General features: G+C 66.2%; 17 protein-coding genes. 8 read left to right on the top strand and 9 right to left on the bottom strand.

The window, feature by feature from the left end:
- Positions 1-14: 14 nt before the first annotated feature.
- On the top strand, positions 15-446 hold the full coding sequence (locus tag EO170_RS12300; protein WP_104583920.1) for a hypothetical protein: 432 nt from the start codon (positions 15-17) through the stop codon (positions 444-446).
- Between the two features lie 385 nt (positions 447-831).
- On the opposite strand, the gene EO170_RS12305 is transcribed toward EO170_RS12300, so the two are convergent.
- Together EO170_RS12305 and EO170_RS12310 are read right to left on the bottom strand one after the other, a co-directional pair.
- Positions 832-1,404 carry a pseudouridine synthase gene (locus EO170_RS12305; RefSeq protein ID WP_126945227.1) on the bottom strand — a complete coding sequence of 191 codons (573 nt, stop codon included), beginning with the start codon at positions 1,402-1,404 and terminating at the stop codon, positions 832-834.
- 327 nt (positions 1,405-1,731) lie between these two features.
- A complete protein-coding gene (locus EO170_RS12310) occupies positions 1,732-2,586 on the bottom strand; it encodes a class I SAM-dependent methyltransferase (protein ID WP_053046057.1) in 855 nt (284 codons plus the stop codon).
- A 230-nt stretch (positions 2,587-2,816) separates the two neighbouring features.
- Here EO170_RS12310 and EO170_RS12315 point away from each other — a divergent pair, with 230 nt between their 5' ends.
- The 4 genes from EO170_RS12315 to EO170_RS12330 all read left to right on the top strand — a co-directional run bounded on the left by EO170_RS12315 (position 2,817) and on the right by EO170_RS12330 (position 6,258).
- Positions 2,817-3,788: an aldo/keto reductase gene (locus EO170_RS12315; protein WP_126941612.1), complete on the top strand. Its 972-nt coding sequence runs from the start codon at positions 2,817-2,819 to the stop codon at positions 3,786-3,788.
- A 119-nt stretch (positions 3,789-3,907) separates the two neighbouring features.
- Entirely contained in the window at positions 3,908-4,936 is a 1,029-nt protein-coding gene (locus tag EO170_RS12320) for an NADP-dependent oxidoreductase (protein ID WP_126945230.1), read from the top strand.
- A 69-nt stretch (positions 4,937-5,005) separates the two neighbouring features.
- The gene (gene dkgB / locus EO170_RS12325) at positions 5,006-5,809 is read left to right on the top strand and encodes a 2,5-didehydrogluconate reductase DkgB (protein ID WP_119129319.1); all 804 of its coding nucleotides are present in this window, start codon (positions 5,006-5,008) and stop codon (positions 5,807-5,809) included.
- Between the two features lie 146 nt (positions 5,810-5,955).
- On the top strand, positions 5,956-6,258 hold the full coding sequence (locus tag EO170_RS12330) for a hypothetical protein (RefSeq protein WP_126945233.1): 303 nt from the start codon (positions 5,956-5,958) through the stop codon (positions 6,256-6,258).
- Positions 6,259-6,328: 70 nt separating this feature from the next.
- Here EO170_RS12330 and EO170_RS12335 read toward each other — a convergent pair whose 3' ends face one another.
- The gene (locus EO170_RS12335) at positions 6,329-6,739 is read right to left on the bottom strand and encodes a hypothetical protein (RefSeq protein WP_164741022.1); all 411 of its coding nucleotides are present in this window, start codon (positions 6,737-6,739) and stop codon (positions 6,329-6,331) included.
- A gap of 160 nt (positions 6,740-6,899) precedes the next feature.
- On the opposite strand from EO170_RS12335, the gene EO170_RS12340 reads away from it, so the two are divergent.
- Positions 6,900-7,766, top strand: coding sequence for a DUF2884 family protein (locus tag EO170_RS12340; RefSeq protein ID WP_126945238.1), 867 nt, complete (start codon positions 6,900-6,902; stop codon positions 7,764-7,766).
- 256 nt (positions 7,767-8,022) lie between these two features.
- On the opposite strand, the gene EO170_RS12345 is transcribed toward EO170_RS12340, so the two are convergent.
- The 6 genes from EO170_RS12345 to EO170_RS12370 form a co-directional block, all read right to left on the bottom strand.
- Positions 8,023-8,724: an alpha/beta fold hydrolase gene (locus tag EO170_RS12345; protein WP_126945241.1), complete on the bottom strand. Its 702-nt coding sequence runs from the start codon at positions 8,722-8,724 to the stop codon at positions 8,023-8,025.
- Positions 8,725-9,007: 283 nt separating this feature from the next.
- Positions 9,008-9,436: an organic hydroperoxide resistance protein gene (locus EO170_RS12350; protein ID WP_104583929.1), complete on the bottom strand. Its 429-nt coding sequence runs from the start codon at positions 9,434-9,436 to the stop codon at positions 9,008-9,010.
- Positions 9,437-9,540: 104 nt separating this feature from the next.
- Complete coding sequence (locus tag EO170_RS12355) at positions 9,541-10,002, bottom strand: MarR family transcriptional regulator (protein WP_104583930.1); 462 nt, start codon at positions 10,000-10,002, stop codon at positions 9,541-9,543.
- A gap of 106 nt (positions 10,003-10,108) precedes the next feature.
- Entirely contained in the window at positions 10,109-10,789 is a 681-nt protein-coding gene (locus EO170_RS12360; protein WP_241239432.1) for a hypothetical protein, read from the bottom strand.
- A 2-nt stretch (positions 10,790-10,791) separates the two neighbouring features.
- Positions 10,792-11,886, bottom strand: coding sequence for a cell division protein ZapE (gene zapE, locus EO170_RS12365; protein ID WP_104649585.1), 1,095 nt, complete (start codon positions 11,884-11,886; stop codon positions 10,792-10,794).
- 78 nt (positions 11,887-11,964) lie between these two features.
- Complete coding sequence (locus EO170_RS12370) at positions 11,965-12,627, bottom strand: alpha/beta hydrolase (protein WP_126945244.1); 663 nt, start codon at positions 12,625-12,627, stop codon at positions 11,965-11,967.
- 66 nt (positions 12,628-12,693) lie between these two features.
- Here EO170_RS12370 and EO170_RS12375 point away from each other — a divergent pair, with 66 nt between their 5' ends.
- Both EO170_RS12375 and xopR read left to right on the top strand, forming a co-directional pair.
- On the top strand, positions 12,694-13,569 hold the full coding sequence (locus EO170_RS12375; protein ID WP_164741023.1) for an EamA family transporter: 876 nt from the start codon (positions 12,694-12,696) through the stop codon (positions 13,567-13,569).
- 97 nt (positions 13,570-13,666) lie between these two features.
- Positions 13,667-14,899 (top strand): type III secretion system effector protein XopR, encoded by a 1,233-nt coding sequence (gene xopR, locus EO170_RS21880; protein WP_126945250.1) that lies wholly within the window; start codon positions 13,667-13,669, stop codon positions 14,897-14,899.
- The last annotated feature ends 23 nt before the right edge of the window (positions 14,900-14,922 follow it).

The following is a 14,922-nucleotide window of genomic DNA, read 5'->3' on the forward strand; positions in this document are numbered from 1 at the left end:
AGGAAACGCCTCCAATGAGCAAGCTGACTGTGATCACCGAACGCGCCCTGGAGCGTGCCCTGGAACTGGCTGGCAATGCTGGCGACCACCTGCGTCACGCCGCATCCAATGCTGGTGATCAGGCCCGTCATGCAGGCAGCAGCCTGCGTCATTTCGGCCCGGGCGCCAGCGAATGGTTGAAGACCGGCGCAGCACTGGGTGCCGTGCGGACCGGCGGCAAGGTCGTTGGCAAAGCGGTCAAGCGCAACCCGGCCGTCACCGTGGCTGCTGCCGTCGCCGGCCTGGGCCTGATCGGTTATGCCGTGTATCGCAAGCGCCAGCGTGACCAGCAGCTCCCCGGCGGCAACGTGCACCGCCTGGATCGCGAAAACGCCAGCAATGCCAGCGCACGTCGCGCGGCCTACCAGCGCCGCGGCGCGGTGACGCCGAGCGACGGCATCGAATAAGCCGTCCTTCCAGGCACAAACAAGAACGCCACGGCCCTGCGCCGTGGCGTTGTTGTCTGTGGATGACATCGGTGCGACCACCTCGCTAAGTCATCGACACCCACTCGCGCGGTCGAGGAATGCGGCACACCATGTGCGGGTCCAGACCATCGTCGCATTGCCTGTCCACACCCGCGCCCCTCTCAGCAAGCATGTCCTGAAGCACTGCAGGTCGAGGCATCGTTGGAATGGATGGCCGTCCAGACACGCAACCGTTGCATCCTTCCTGCGTTGCCAATCCAGCGGGTGATGCTGCATGGGCGGTGCAGTAAAGCGGCCGGTGTACTGAATGCATCAACTCAGCGTCGCGTGCGGTGAAGCTACCGCGGTACCGGATGCATCAGGCTCAGAGTCGCGTCCTGCCCGGCCGCGCGGCATGCGGCTGTTCGACGCGCCATTGGCCGGGCGCAAGCGCATCCAGTCTCCAGTCGCCGATCGCCACGCGGATCAGACGCAGGGTCGGAAGGCCGACCGAGGCGGTCATGCGCCGCACCTGGCGATTGCGGCCTTCGGTGATCTGCAGTTCCAGCCAGGCATCGGGCACGGTCTTGCGGGCCCGCACCGGCGGATCGCGGGGCCACAGGTCCGGTGCCGGGTCGAGCCTGCGCACCTTGGCCGGACGGGTCGGGCCGTCGTTGAGCAGCACGCCATCGCGCAAGGCCTGCAGGTGCGCAGGCGCCGGGTCGCCTTCCACCTGCACCCAATAGGTCTTGGGTTGCTTGTGGCGCGGGTCGGTCAGGCGATGCGCCAATGCGCCATCGTCGGTCAGCAACAACAAGCCTTCGCTGTCGTGATCCAGACGGCCCGCCGCGTACACATCGGCCGGCAAGCCGAATTCGGCCAGCGTGCGTTTGGGCGGCTGCGAGCGGTCGCTGAATTGCGACAGCACGCCATAGGGTTTGTTCAACAACACCAACATGCCAGTCCTGTTGCGCAAGATCGTTGCAGGCCAGGCGCGTGGCGCGTGGGTCGTGCACCGAATTGAAGAAATCGCGCCGCGCGCGACGCCGAGGCGCTGCACCTGCCTGCAACGGCGTTGAATGCGGATGCAGCAAGCATCGCGACGCGGGCGCTGCTGCAGCATTGGCCTGCTGCGGGCGACCACCGCTGACCGCGCTATCTGTACGGCTGTGCGCCTGGTAGCGCCGTCATCGCATGGCGCACGTCATTCCAGCAGCGACGCACCGCGACGGACCGCCAAAGACCTGCACGCCGACGCGCGATGCGTCGGCATGCAGGCAAAGCCTCACTGCTTGACGAACTTCAAGGTCATGCGGTCGCTCTCGCCGATCGCCTTGTACTTGGCATCGTCGGCCTTGTCGTGGCTGTTGCTCGGCGGCAAGGTCCACACGCCACCGGGATAGTCCTTGGTGTCGCGCGGATTGGCGTTGACCTCGCTCTTGCCGGCCAGCTTGAACCCGGCCGCTTCGGCCATGGCAATCAACTGCGCCTGGCCGACATAGCCGCTCTTGTCGTCGGCCGGCACGTCGGCCTTGGCACGGTGCTCGACCACGCCAAGCACACCGCCGGGCTTGAGCACCTTGTAGAAGCCGGCAAACATCGCCTCGGCATTGCCGGCCATGCGCCAGTTGTGCACGTTGCGGAAGGTCAGCACCAGATCGGCCGAATTGTCCACGCCGAACGAGGGCGTCTTGGGCACATAGGAGACGAACGACGGCTTGCCGTACACCTGCGGCTTGGCGGCAAACTTCTTCTCCAGCTCGTCGCGCCCGCGCTGCGCCGAATCGCGGCCACGGCCTTCCGGCACCGCCGCCGGGTCGACCACTGCCGCCACGTACTTGCCCTTGTCGCGCAGGTAGGGCGCCAGGATCTCCGAGTACCAGCCGCCGCCCGGCGTGATTTCGATGACGGTCTGGGTCGGCTTGATGCCGAAGAACGCCAGCGTCTGGCCCGGATGACGATAGACATCGCGCTGCACGTAGACACGATCGCGCCAGTTGCCGTCGATGGCTTTCTGCAGCGCCGCGTCGGGCGCCGGCAGGCTGGCGCTATCGGCCGGTTTCATTGCCATTGCCAGTGGCGCGCTCATCGCCACTGCCATCCCCACCACACATGCACACACCAGCTTGTTGCGGATCATCGCAGCGCCCTTTGCGGGAAAAAGTAGCGCGAGCCTAGCATGCGGCCGGAAGCCTGCCATGTGCATGGATCAAGGCGCCGCATGACGCGTCGCACCAGGCGGGAAGCGACATGTTCAAATGATGTGAGTCGAGGAGGGCGATCGGCGGAACGCAGAATCCACGCAGGTGTCACACGCAACATCGACACGCATGACTATGCTGTCGGCAGTTCGAATCAGGAGCATCCGTGATGACCCATTCCCGCGCGTTAGGCCGCTCCGGCCTGCAGGTTCAACCGATCGTCTTCGGTGGCAATGTGTTTGGCTGGAGCGCCGACGAGACGACCTCGTTTGCGTTGCTCGATGCCTTCGTCGATGCCGGTTTCAATCTGGTCGACACCGCCGATGCGTACTCCGGCTGGGTGCCGGGCAACCGCGGTGGCGAGTCGGAAACCATCATCGGGCGCTGGCTCGCACGCAGCGGCAAACGCGACAAGGTATTGATCGCCACCAAGGTGGCCAAGTGGAGCGAGCATCCGGGCCTGTCGCCGGAGAATATCGCCGCTGCAGTGGACGATTCGCTGCGCCGTCTGCAGACCGATGTGATCGATCTGTACCAGGCGCACGAAGACGACGCATCGATTCCGCTGGAAGCCACGCTGGCCGCGTTCGGCCGCTTGATCGAACAGGGCAAGGTGCGCGCGATCGGTGCGTCCAACTACAGCGCCGCCCGCCTGCGCGACGCACTGGATGTTTCCGAGCAGTACAAGCTGCCGCGTTACGAAAGCCTGCAACCGGAATACAACCTCTACGACCGCGCCGGCTATGAAGCCGAGCTGGAGCCGCTGGTGCGCGAGCGCGAGCTCGGGGTGATCAGCTACTACTCGCTGGCCAGCGGCTTTCTGACCGGCAAGTACCGCAGCGCCGACGACGCCGGCAAGAGCAGCGCGCGTGGCGCCTCGGTGGTCAAGCAATACGTCAATCCGCGCGGCCTGCGCATCCTGCAGGCGCTGGACGATCTGGCGGCCACCCACACTGCGACGCCGGCCCAGATCGCACTGGCCTGGCTGATCGCGCGTCCGGGCCTGACCGCACCGATCGTCAGTGCCACCAGCGTGACCCAGTTGCACGATGTGCTGGCCGCTGCACAGCTGTCGCTGAGCGCCGATCAGATTGCACAGCTCGATGCCGCAAGCGCCCCCGAGCCGGCCGACGCGGCCTGACGCATCGGTTTGCAGCACGCGCGCATCGCAGCGACGGACACAGGTCTTCCCGCGTGCAGCCGCCAGCGCGGCTGTGCCTTCCGGCCGCGTACGCGCGGCCCTTTCCGCAAGGAATCCCCATGACATCGATCACCAACCGCCGCATCGTGCTGGCCTCACGCCCGCACGGCGAGCCGAGCGCCGACAATTTCCGCATTGAAGAGGTTGCCCTGCCGCCCACCGGGCACGAACAGATCCTGGTGCGCAATCGCTTCCTGTCGCTGGACCCGTACATGCGCGGACGCATGGACGACGGCCCGTCCTACGCCGCACCGGTGGAGATCGACGCGGTGATGGAAGGCGGCACCGTCGGCGAGGTGCTCGAATCGCACCATGCCGGCTATCAGCCCGGCGACCTGCTGGTGCTGCCCGGCGGTTGGCAGAGCCATAGCCTGCTCACGCCCACCACGCCGCTGCGCAAGCTACCCAAGGACGATGCCCTGCCGCCCAGCACCGCGCTGGGCGTATACGGCATGCCCGGCTTCACCGCCTACGCCGGCCTGCACGAAATCGGCAAGCCGCAGGCCGGCGAAACCCTGGTGGTGGCGGCGGCCAGCGGGCCGGTCGGCGCCACCGTGGCCCAGCTGGCGCGCCTGCAGGGCCTGCGCGTGGTGGCCATTGCCGGTGGCGAGGAAAAGGTGCGGTACCTGCGCGAGGTGCTGCGCGTGGACGTGGCATTGGACCATCGCGCCGACGACTTCGCCGAGCAGCTGCGCGCGGCCACCCCGGACGGGATCGACGTGTACTTCGAGAATGTCGGCGGCAAGGTCTTCGATGCGGTACTGCCGCAATTGAACGACTTCGCGCGCATCCCGGTCTGCGGCGTGATCGCCACCTACAACAGCCGCGGCCAGGCCTCGCCGGGGCCGGATCGCCTGCCGGAGTTCATGGGCCAGGTGCTGCGCAAGCGGCTGACCGTGCGCGGCTTCATCCAGCACGACTTCATCCGCCTGATGCCCGCCTTCCTGCGCGAGATGGGCCAGTGGCTGCGCGAGGGCCAGATCCAGTACCGCGAACACGTCCTGCACGGCCTGGACAGCGCCCCGCAGGGCCTGATCAGCCTGCTGCGCGGCGAGAACTTCGGCAAGGCCGTCGTTGCCCTCGACTAGCTCGACTCGCAGCGCCGGATACGTTCCGCGCTTTTACGATTCCCCATTCCCGATTACCAAAGGAACACAATGACAGTCCCCGCATTCGGCCTCGGTACCTTTCGCCTCAAGGACCAGGTCGTCATCGACTCGGTGCGCAACGCACTGGCGTTGGGCTACCGCGCCATCGATACCGCGCAGATCTACGACAACGAAGAGCAGGTTGGCCAGGCCATCGCCGCCTCCGGGCTGCCGCGCGACCAGCTGTACCTGACCACCAAGATCTGGGTCGACAAGTTCGAACGCAGCGCCTTGCTGCCCAGCCTGCAGGACAGCCTGCGCAAACTGGGCACCGACCATGTCGATCTGACCCTGATCCACTGGCCTTCGCCGAAGGATCAGGTGCCGATGCGCGAATATCTGGAAGCCTTGAACGAGGCTCGGAAGCAGGGCCTGACCCGTGCGATCGGTGTGTCCAACTTCACCATCGCGCTGATCAGGCAGGCCATCGAGATCCTGGGGGCCGATGCCATCGCCACCAATCAGATCGAAGTGCATCCGTATCTGCAGAACCGCACCCTGATCGCGTTCTTGCGCGAGCAGGGTATCCATGTCACCTCATACATGACACTGGCCGTGGGCGAGGTGCTGAAGGATCCGGTGATCCAGGCAATCGCTGCGCGCCACGACGCCACTGCGGCGCAGGTCACGCTGGCCTGGGCCTTGCAGCAGGGGTATTCGGTGATTCCGTCCTCGACCAAGCGCGACAATCTCGAAAGCAATCTCAAGGCGCAAACGCTGCGGTTGAGCGAGCAGGACATGACCGAGATCGCCGCCCTGGACCGCGGCCAGCGCCTGGCCAATCCGAAGGCCATCGCACCCGACTGGGATTGAAGTCCCGGCGGTGCCACGGATCGGCGCTGTCCGGTCCGTGGCACCGCCACCGCGGCGACCGCTCGTCGTCGCGTGCTGGTTGCACACGGCAGGCGCTGCTACGGTGCCAGGCACAGGGGGGTAGCCTCGGCAACGGAGTCCTACCCATGCATAGCGCATCCGTCTTGACCCGCCGCACCGTCAATCTCGATACAGAGATCGCCTACTGGCGCAATGCCCACGCCGAAGGCCACCTGGGTGGCTACGCCTTTGCCGATTACGCCCGGTTACTGACGCTCGGCTACGATATCTATCTGGCCTATCCGCGCGCGACCGAAGCGCAGCTGTACCGCGTGCTGCAGGACGGCTATTACCACTGTCGACCGATGCTGTCGGTGCCCTGGGACCAGGCGCGCTGGATCGTGCGACATGCCTGGCGCCATCTGGAAGAAACCGCGGTCCGGCATTGAAGCGACCGCCCTGACGTAACGTGACCACTGCGACCACTGCGCAGCCAGTGCGGCCGCGCAGCGCCTCAGCTCACTGCCCCAGCGCCATCGCCTGGCGATCGATGCGGTGCTTGTCGGCCAGTGCCTGCATGCCCTGCAGCGTGGCGGCGATCAGGCTGGCATAGCGCAGCCGCCACAGCGTGGCGCGGGCGTTGTCGTCGTGGGTATTGCCCAGGCCATCGAGCACCTGCGGCAGACGGCGGTCGGCCAGTGCGGAAGCGGCCAGGTACGGCTTTTCCGGTGCAATCACGTCCACCGGTGCGCGCCAGTCGTTGGCAACCTGCTGGGAAATGCCGGCCAGATGCGAGAGCTGGTGCATGCCGATCAGCGTCTCGTGCAGCATCTCGCGGCACGCCCACTGCCAGAGCGCCACCTTCTCCGATGGGTCCTTGGCAATCTCGGTGAGTGCCAGATCAACCTTGTCGATGCGTAAGTCGCGCATTGCTGAGCTCCGATGCTGCTGTGCAACATAATTCACACCATACACCGTGAGTATCGAGTGAGCCAAACGTTTGAAAGATGTGGGCGCGCCGATGCTCGACCCCCTCACGCGGTGCGCCATCGGCCCCCGGCCGCCGCCGCGGCACCCTGACTTCCTGCCCATGGCAAGGCGCGCAGCCGCACGCCATGCTGCCGCATCCCCGCTCCCAGGCATCGTCATGCGCTTGCCCACCGTCCTGGCCCCGCTCCTGCTGCTGGCGGCCTGTAGCGCACAGGCCACAGCCGCCAAGCCGCAGGTGTCCGCCGAACAGTGCGATGTCAGGACCTCCTACGACGTGCTGGCCGACAGCGGCGGCATCTGGCTGCGTCGCAAGCAAGGCATACCGCGCGAGATTTTCTTCCACGGTGGCGAGCTCAACATCGACCGCCAGCCACAACCGGTCAGCGCTGCCGATGCGCAACGCCTGCGCGACCTCGAGCAAGGTGCCCGCGCCTTGATGCCGGCCGTGACCGCAATTGCCCGCTCGGTGGTCGACATCAGCTTCGACGCACTGGCCGGGGTGGTGCAGATGCTCACCGACAGTACGCGCCAGGAGCGCAAGGTCGAGCGCCTGCGCGGCACCGCGCTTGCGCAGGTCGATGCCACGCTGGGGCGTGGGCGCTGGGAACAGGCACTGTTCGACGAACGGTTCGAAGCCAGTGTCGAACGCGCTGCCGACGCCCTGGCCGGTAGCCTGACCCGCAGCGTCATGTGGACGGTGATGACCGGACGCATTGCGCAGCTGGAGCAGCGCGGCGAACAACTGGACGCACGCATGGAGCAGCAGATGCAGGCACGCAGTCAGGCGCTGGAAGCGCAGGCACAGACGCTGTGCACGCAGGCGCAGGCACTGTATGGGCTGCAGCAGGCGCTGGAATATCGCTTCCAGGGCGAGCGGCTGCAGATGCTGGAACTCGACACGCACCGGCAGAACGACCAATCCGATGTGCCGGCGTCCAACAGCGTCGTGGTGACGGCGGCGCACTGACAGCGGCGATGCAGTGCAGGCGGCATGGGCGTACCTGCAAATCGGTTCTCGCAGCACACTGGCTCGCGTCGACTGTCCGGTTGCGGTGAGTGCGCATGACATGGTGCATGCATGCATCACGTATCAGCCAACGGCGCGTTGATGGTCTTGCCAGAACCGCTGGTCTTGAGCTGGCTCAGTCCGCGCTGGTTGACGCCCTCTGCCGCAGGGCGGTCGCACGGCCACAGGCGTGGTTGCGTCAGCTCTTCTGCCGCAGTCAGGCGAGCAACCAGTGGCGCAGCGCATCCGATACCGCCTGCGGCTGCTCCAGTGGCGACAGATGCCCGCAGGCAGGCACCTTTACCAGCCGCGCGTGTGCTGCCAGTGCGGCCATTTCCTCGTGCAATGCAGGCGGAGTGATCGTATCGTCCTGACCGCACAGCACCAGCAGCGGGCCGGCATAGGCGCGCAGCAGTGCGCGGCCGTCCTCCCGCTCCAGCCGGTTCTGCCGCAGGAATACCTCCACGCCCAGACGTTGGGTCATGCCACGCACCCGTTCCAGCAAGGCCTCGTCGTGCCAGCGCGAGGGGTGCACATAGTGCCGCAGCAGCCGTTCGCCGAATCCGTGGAAGGCACTGGCGCCACGCACGCTCGCTTCCTGCGCGCGCCGTTGTGCCGCGCGCTCGGGCGAATCGGCACGTGCAGAGGTATCCAGCAACGCCAGCCGCTCGACGCGCTCAGGGGCGATACGCAGGATGTCCTGCGCGACGTAGCCACCCAGCGAAAACCCCGCCAATGCAAAGCGCGGCGGCATCTGCACCAGCAGCTGCGTTGCCAGCGCGCGCATGCTCTCGCCCCGGGCGAGATCGCCGACCACGCAGTCGGCAACGTCGGCCAGTGCCGCGCGCTGGGCGTGCCACAACTGCGCATCGTTGAGCAGACCGGGAAGCAGTAACAAGGTGGGACGCGTTGCGCTCATGCGCAGCAGCGTCCGATCGAGGGCGCAGAAACAGGCACTGTCATCGCCACAGTGTGCCGCGCGGCGATGCACATCACCAGCACATGCATGCGCATCCAGATGCGCGTCGCATCGACTGCTATGGCGTCTCGTCCCGCGGGCGTGCCAGGTTGCGCTGTCGGCGACGCCGGTCGCCGGTGGTTCTGCGCAGCAGCGCTGCGCTGCTGCAACAAAAACGGCCCGACGCATGCGCCGGGCCGTTTCTGGCGCCACCCCATGGCGCGGGTGGCGATGCTGGCGTGGATCAGGCCAGGGTCAGGGTGACGTCGATGTTGCCGCGGGTCGCGTTGGAGTACGGGCAGACCTGGTGGGCCTTGTCGACCAGCGCCTGCAGTTCGGCCTGATCCATGCCCGGCACTGCGATGCGCAGTTCCACGGCAATGCCGAAGCCGCCCGGAATCTGGCCGATGCCGACGCTGCTGTCGATGCTCACTTCGCCCGGCAGCTTGAGCTTGTCCTGGGCCGCGACAGCTTTCATCGCGCCGATGAAGCAGGCAGCGTAGCCGGCAGCGAACAGCTGCTCCGGGTTGGTGCCATCGCCGCCGGCACCGCCCAGCTCGCGCGGGGTGGACAGCTTGGCATCCAGGGCCTTGTCGGAAGACACGGCGCGGCCTTCGCGGCCACCGGTGGCAGTGGCGTGGGCGGTGTAGAGGACTTTTTCAAGTACAGCCATGGTGGTTCTCCAGGTGAGCGCTGTCAGCGCGTGATGTGAATGAATAGTTGGCGATTGAATCGTGTGCGACATGTTGCATGGTACATAGGCACTGCTGGCTCGCCTTACCCCGCGCCGAGGTTGGAGCGTAATGTCTCCAGCTGCTGCTTGAGGTGACGCAATTCCTCCAGGGAACACGCCGAGGCACAGAAGACCTGCTCGGGTACTGCGCCGGCCTTGGCGCGCAGCGCGCGGCCGCTATCGGTCAGCGCGATGATCACCTGACGCTCGTCGCTGGCAGCGCGCGTGCGGGTGACCAGTCCGGCGGCCTGCAGCCGCTTGAGCAGCGGGGTCAGCGTGGCCGAGTCCAGGAACAGGCGCTCGCCGATCTCCGACACGCTGCGGCCATCGGTTTCCCACAGCACCAGCAGCACCAGATATTGCGGATAGGTCAGGTCCAGCGTCTTGAGCAGCCCGCGGTAGAGCTTGTGCATCGCCAGATTGGCCGAATACAGCGCAAAGCACAGCTGGTTGTCGAGCTGTAGCAGCGCGTCGGTCCGGGCGGTGGGGGCTGTGGCGGTGTCCATGCCTACAATCTACATCGCACGCTATTTAATAGCAAGCGATTTCCGGTGTGCCGTTCCTGCGGGTAAGCGGCTGCGCCACCGCCACGCCACCGCCCTGAGCCACGGCTCAGGTGAACTGGATGAAGAAATGCCCCGCCGCAGCGCCGTCGCCCAGCTTCCTGGCGCGCTGGTCTGCAAACAGATAACCGGTGCCATCACCGAACAGGCCGGCGTAGCCGGGATCGACGCGGCGTAATTGCGACTCTACAAACTGAGCAAGGAAGTAGTAGCGCGGGCTCGTATGGATGGGATCGTGCACCCAGCACGGTCGCCCAAGTTGCTTGCTCATGCCTGCGCCGTTGTCGTCGTCTTCCAGTTCTTCGGCCATGTCGTCGTCATTGAATGGCTGCAGACCGATCCAATGACGCCCGAGCAACAACGCACCGTCACCGACGCACACTTCCTGCGCGGCACGTCGATGCAGCAGCACCTTGCTGTGGCCCAGTGCGAGCTTGTCGCATTCACCTTGCTGATTGACGGTGAGCCTGCGGAGCGACGATCGGCTGTGACCGCCGCCAGGTCGTTCGATCGAGGCGAAGACGGTCAGCGCCATCTCCTCGGGCAGATACGGCGTGGGCAGGAACGACCCGGTAAGCATGACGATGGGCAGCATCGGCTGCCCGGTCGCTGGATCCGTTGGCCATCGCGCGGCATCGTGCAACCAGGCACCGCCGCCGAACTGGCCCAGGCCGCGGTCTTCGTCGGCAACGACGATCTTGTGGAGTCCGGGGCCGGGGCGCGCCTGCATGTCTATGCGCGATGCGCGGTGGCCAGATAGTCGGCGCTCTGCATCTCGATCAGGCGCGAGGCGGTGCGCTCGAATGCGCCGGCCAGGCGCTGGCCGCTGTATAACGCGGGCGGGGCGTCCTGCGCGGTGCAGACCAGGTTGACATGGCGGTCGTACAACTCGTCGATCAGATTGACGAAGCGGCGCGCGGCGTCCTCGTTCATGCGGTCGAAGTGCGGGATGCCGCCCAGCAACACGGTGGTGAACTCACGCGCGATCTCGATATAGTCGCCCGGGCCGCGCGGGCCCTCGCACAGCGCGGCAAAATCGAACCAGGCGATGCTCTTGCCGCGCGCACGCACGGCAATCTTGCGTGCCTCGATTTCGATGTTGCCGCTGCGCGCCTCGGAATTTCCGCTCAGTTCGCCCCAGCGCTGCAGCAGCCACGCGTCGGCCTGCGCATCCAGCGGCGCGCGATACACCGGCGAGCGCGTCAGCGCGCGCATGCGGTAATCCTCGGTGCCTTCGGCATAGAGTTCCACGCAGAACTTCTGCAGCAGGCCGATCGCCGGCATGAAGCTGTCGCGTTGCAGGCCGTTGGCGTAGAGGTTTTCCGGCGCGGTGTTGGAGGTGGTCACCAGGGTCACGCCTTCGGCGAACAGGCGTTCCAGCAGGCGCGCCAGCAGCATTGCATCGCCGATGTCGGTGACGAAGAATTCGTCCAGCACCAGCACGCGCAGATTCTCCCGCCACTGCTGCGCGATCTTGGCCAGCGGATCGCTCTGCCCGGCGTGCTCGCGCAATTGCTCGTGCACCCCGCGCATGAAGCGATGGAAATGCGTGCGGTACTTCTGCTTGATCGGCAGGCCGTCGTAGAACAGGTCGACCAGAAAGGTCTTGCCGCGCCCCACCCCACCCCAGAAATACAGGCCGCGCACCGGCTCGGGCTTCTTCCAGAACGCCGACAGCCGATCCAGCCAGCCGTCCTGCGCGCTATCCACCAGTGCCTCGTGGATGCGGTCCAGTTCCGCCAGGGCCGCCTGCTGCGCGGGGTCGGCGCGCCAGTCGCCGCGTTGTACGCCGGCGGCGTAGCGCTGCGACGGGGTCATCTCACTCATCGTGTTCTCCGCGGGCCGGCTGCTGCCTTGCCCGCTCAACGGCGCATCGCCGGGCGATACGCATGGGCCCTGCCGCAGTCAGACGGCGGCCGGCAACCAGCGCCGGACACCATGCTGGATCGCACCGCGCAGGTCGATCAACTTGCGGTGGAAAAAGTGACTGGTGTCGGGCATGCGGACCAGTTCGGGCTGCTGCTCCAGGGTTTCCAACCAGTCGTACACCGCCTGCGGGTCGACGATTTCGTCGGCATCGCCCTGGATCACCAGCCAGTGCGCCGGCGGCTGCACGTCGCTGAAATCCCAGCGCCCGGCCGGCGGCGCGATCGAGATCAGCACCTGCGGCTCGAGCGAGCCGGCAGCACGCAACGACACATAGGCACCGAAGCTGAAACCGGCCAGCCACAGCGTGTCGCCCGGGCGCTGGCTGCGCACCCACGCGGCAACCGCGCGCAGGTCGTTCTGCTCGCCATCGCCATGGTCGAACGCACCGGCCGAATTGCCGACACTGCGGAAATTGAAGCGCACCACGGTGATCCCCAGCTCGCGCAACGCGCGCGCCGCCATGGTGACGACCTTGTTGTGCATGCTGCCGCCCTCGGTGGAGAGCGGGTGGCAGACGATGGCGGTGACCGGTTGCACGGCGGCATCCGGCTCGGGCAGATCGACCGCGACATCCAGCGGGCCGACCGGCCCATCCAGCGTCAACGCAGCCGATTCGGTGGGGAATAAGGGATTGGACATACCGTCATAATAGCCGCCCCGCCGGCCGCGTTCATCGCCCTGCCTGCACACTTCGTTGCGTTGCCCATGCATTTTCTGTTGTTTGCCGTCGTTTGCAGTGTCCTGGTGTCGGTGGTCCTCAAGCTGCTGCCGCGCTATCGCCTGGACGCTGCGCAGGCGATCACCTGGAACTACGCCACTGCCGCGCTGCTGGCGTGGCTGACCCTGCATCCGTCGCTGGACACGCTGCGCGCGCCGACCACGCCCTGGCTGGCACTGTTCGCATTGGCGGTGGCGCTGCCTGCGATCTTCATGCTGCTGGCACGTGCGGTCGCCACCGCCGGCATCGTACGCACCGACATTGCACAACGGCTCTCGCTCCTGCTCTCGCTGGCGGCGGCCTTCACGCTCTTCGGTGAACCGGTCAATGCCTGGAAGCTGGCCGGACTGGGGCTGGGCCTGCTGGCCATCGTCTGCATTCTGCAACGGCCACGTCACCACACCGCTGCGGATGCAACGCCGACCTCCATCGGCTGGCCGTGGCTGGCAGGCGTGTGGATGGGCTTTGCCCTGATCGACCTGCTGCTCAAGCACATTGCACAGGCCGGCACGCCGTCGTTGACGTCATTGACGCTGTGCTTTGCCCTGGCATGGGTACTGATGCTTGGCTTGCAAGGCATCCGCCGGGGCGGTGTCGCAGGTCTGAGCTTGCGCAACCTGCTCGCCGGCGTACTCCTCGGCGCGCTCAACTTCGGCAACATCCTGTGTTACGTGCGCGCCCATCAGCTGCTGCCGCATAGCCCGGCCACCGTCTTCGCCAGCATGAACCTGGGCGTGGTCGTCCTGGGAGCGCTCGTCGGCAAACTGGGGTTTGGCGAGCACATCGGCCGCCGTGGATGGGCGGGGCTGTTGCTGGCGGCACCGGCAATTGCGGCGATCGCCTGGGGGATGCGGTTGGGCTGACGAAGGCATTCGGCCGGCGCGACTCCGGTTCGCAACTCGCCTCGAGGGCGCGGCAGCGCTGGCTATCATGCGTGCAGATGACCCACGGGAGTGTGTGATGCGCCTGAGTCACTTATTCGGCAGCAGTCCTCGTGTCGCGCCGGACCCGCACAGCGCCAACTCGACCGAAACGACGCCTTTAATTGCAGGCGCCTCACCCCAGCACCCGCTGTCTCGAGCCCCCAAGTCCGCCGCAGCACAGGGCGCACCGAACTCGCATCGCGGCATGCTCGCCTCCGCGCGTAGATCGCTGGCATCGTTGCGCAAGCAGCTGCCGTTGACGTGCATGGGCTCCCCGACGCTTGAATCAGTGGAGGGCCCACCTGCACGCACGCCACCGGTGACGCCCGGTCGCACGCAGCAGATGCACGGGAAGCAAACCCGCGTCGATGAGCGTCGGCAGCCACCCATGCCCCATAGAACGGATCATCAGCGGGTGCAGTGGCCGCAACCGCAGCAGGCGCCGCCCACCAGGCCGTCCGTTTCGATTCCGTCTAAGCCATCGCGTGCGCAGCAGCTGCACGGGCAGCAACGTCCCATCGATCCGAGAATGCAGGCGCCTGTCCCCGAAAGAATGCGCCGTGACGAGGGGCCAGCGCCGCAGCACGGCATGCCGGCGTCGGATTCGGTGCCGATCACGCCCAAGCCCTCGCGATCGTCGGTGCCCTCTCCACGCCCCCAGCTCGGAAGGCACCCCTCCTTGCGCAGCCTGGATCGGGAATTGGCCGAGATAACCAAGCGGTGCAGCGACATTCAAAAACAGCTGTTCATCGAGGACCGCGAGGCCACTCCGGAGGAGCAACAACTGCTCGAGACGCGTGCGGTCCTGATCGCCCGGCGCAATGAGGTCCGCGACAGTCAGCTCGATGCACTCTTGGTCGCGCTTGCACCGATGGAAGACATCCGTGCACCACGGACCACGACCAGCGGCCTGGCCATGGTCCAGATGGACGTCATGCAGCACAATCGCCGCGAAGTCCTCAAGGCACGGCGCAAATCCGTCGACAGAACTGCCCTGGCCAAAAATTACGCGCGCGCGGAACGACGCCTGGAGTCCCTGAAGAAAGGCGACGCACCCGACGACCAGATACGGCGCCTGCAACGCATGATGCAGGGCTACCGAAACATGCTCGCGTTGGAACAGATCGTCAAAAACACCGACGACCAGTTGGAAAGGCTGGGAGCGCCACGGCTGATGGCCGGCATCCCCACCACCGCCGAAGAGCGCCGGCAGTCCGTCAGGAAAGAAAGGGATGCCCATCAGGAGGCCATCGACAACGGCTACTCCTGAGGGTCCGGACAGCGCTGCTTGCA

This window comes from Xanthomonas sp. BRIP62409, from assembly GCF_003992965.1.
Classification (GTDB): Bacteria; Pseudomonadota; Gammaproteobacteria; order Xanthomonadales; family Xanthomonadaceae; genus Xanthomonas; species Xanthomonas euroxanthea.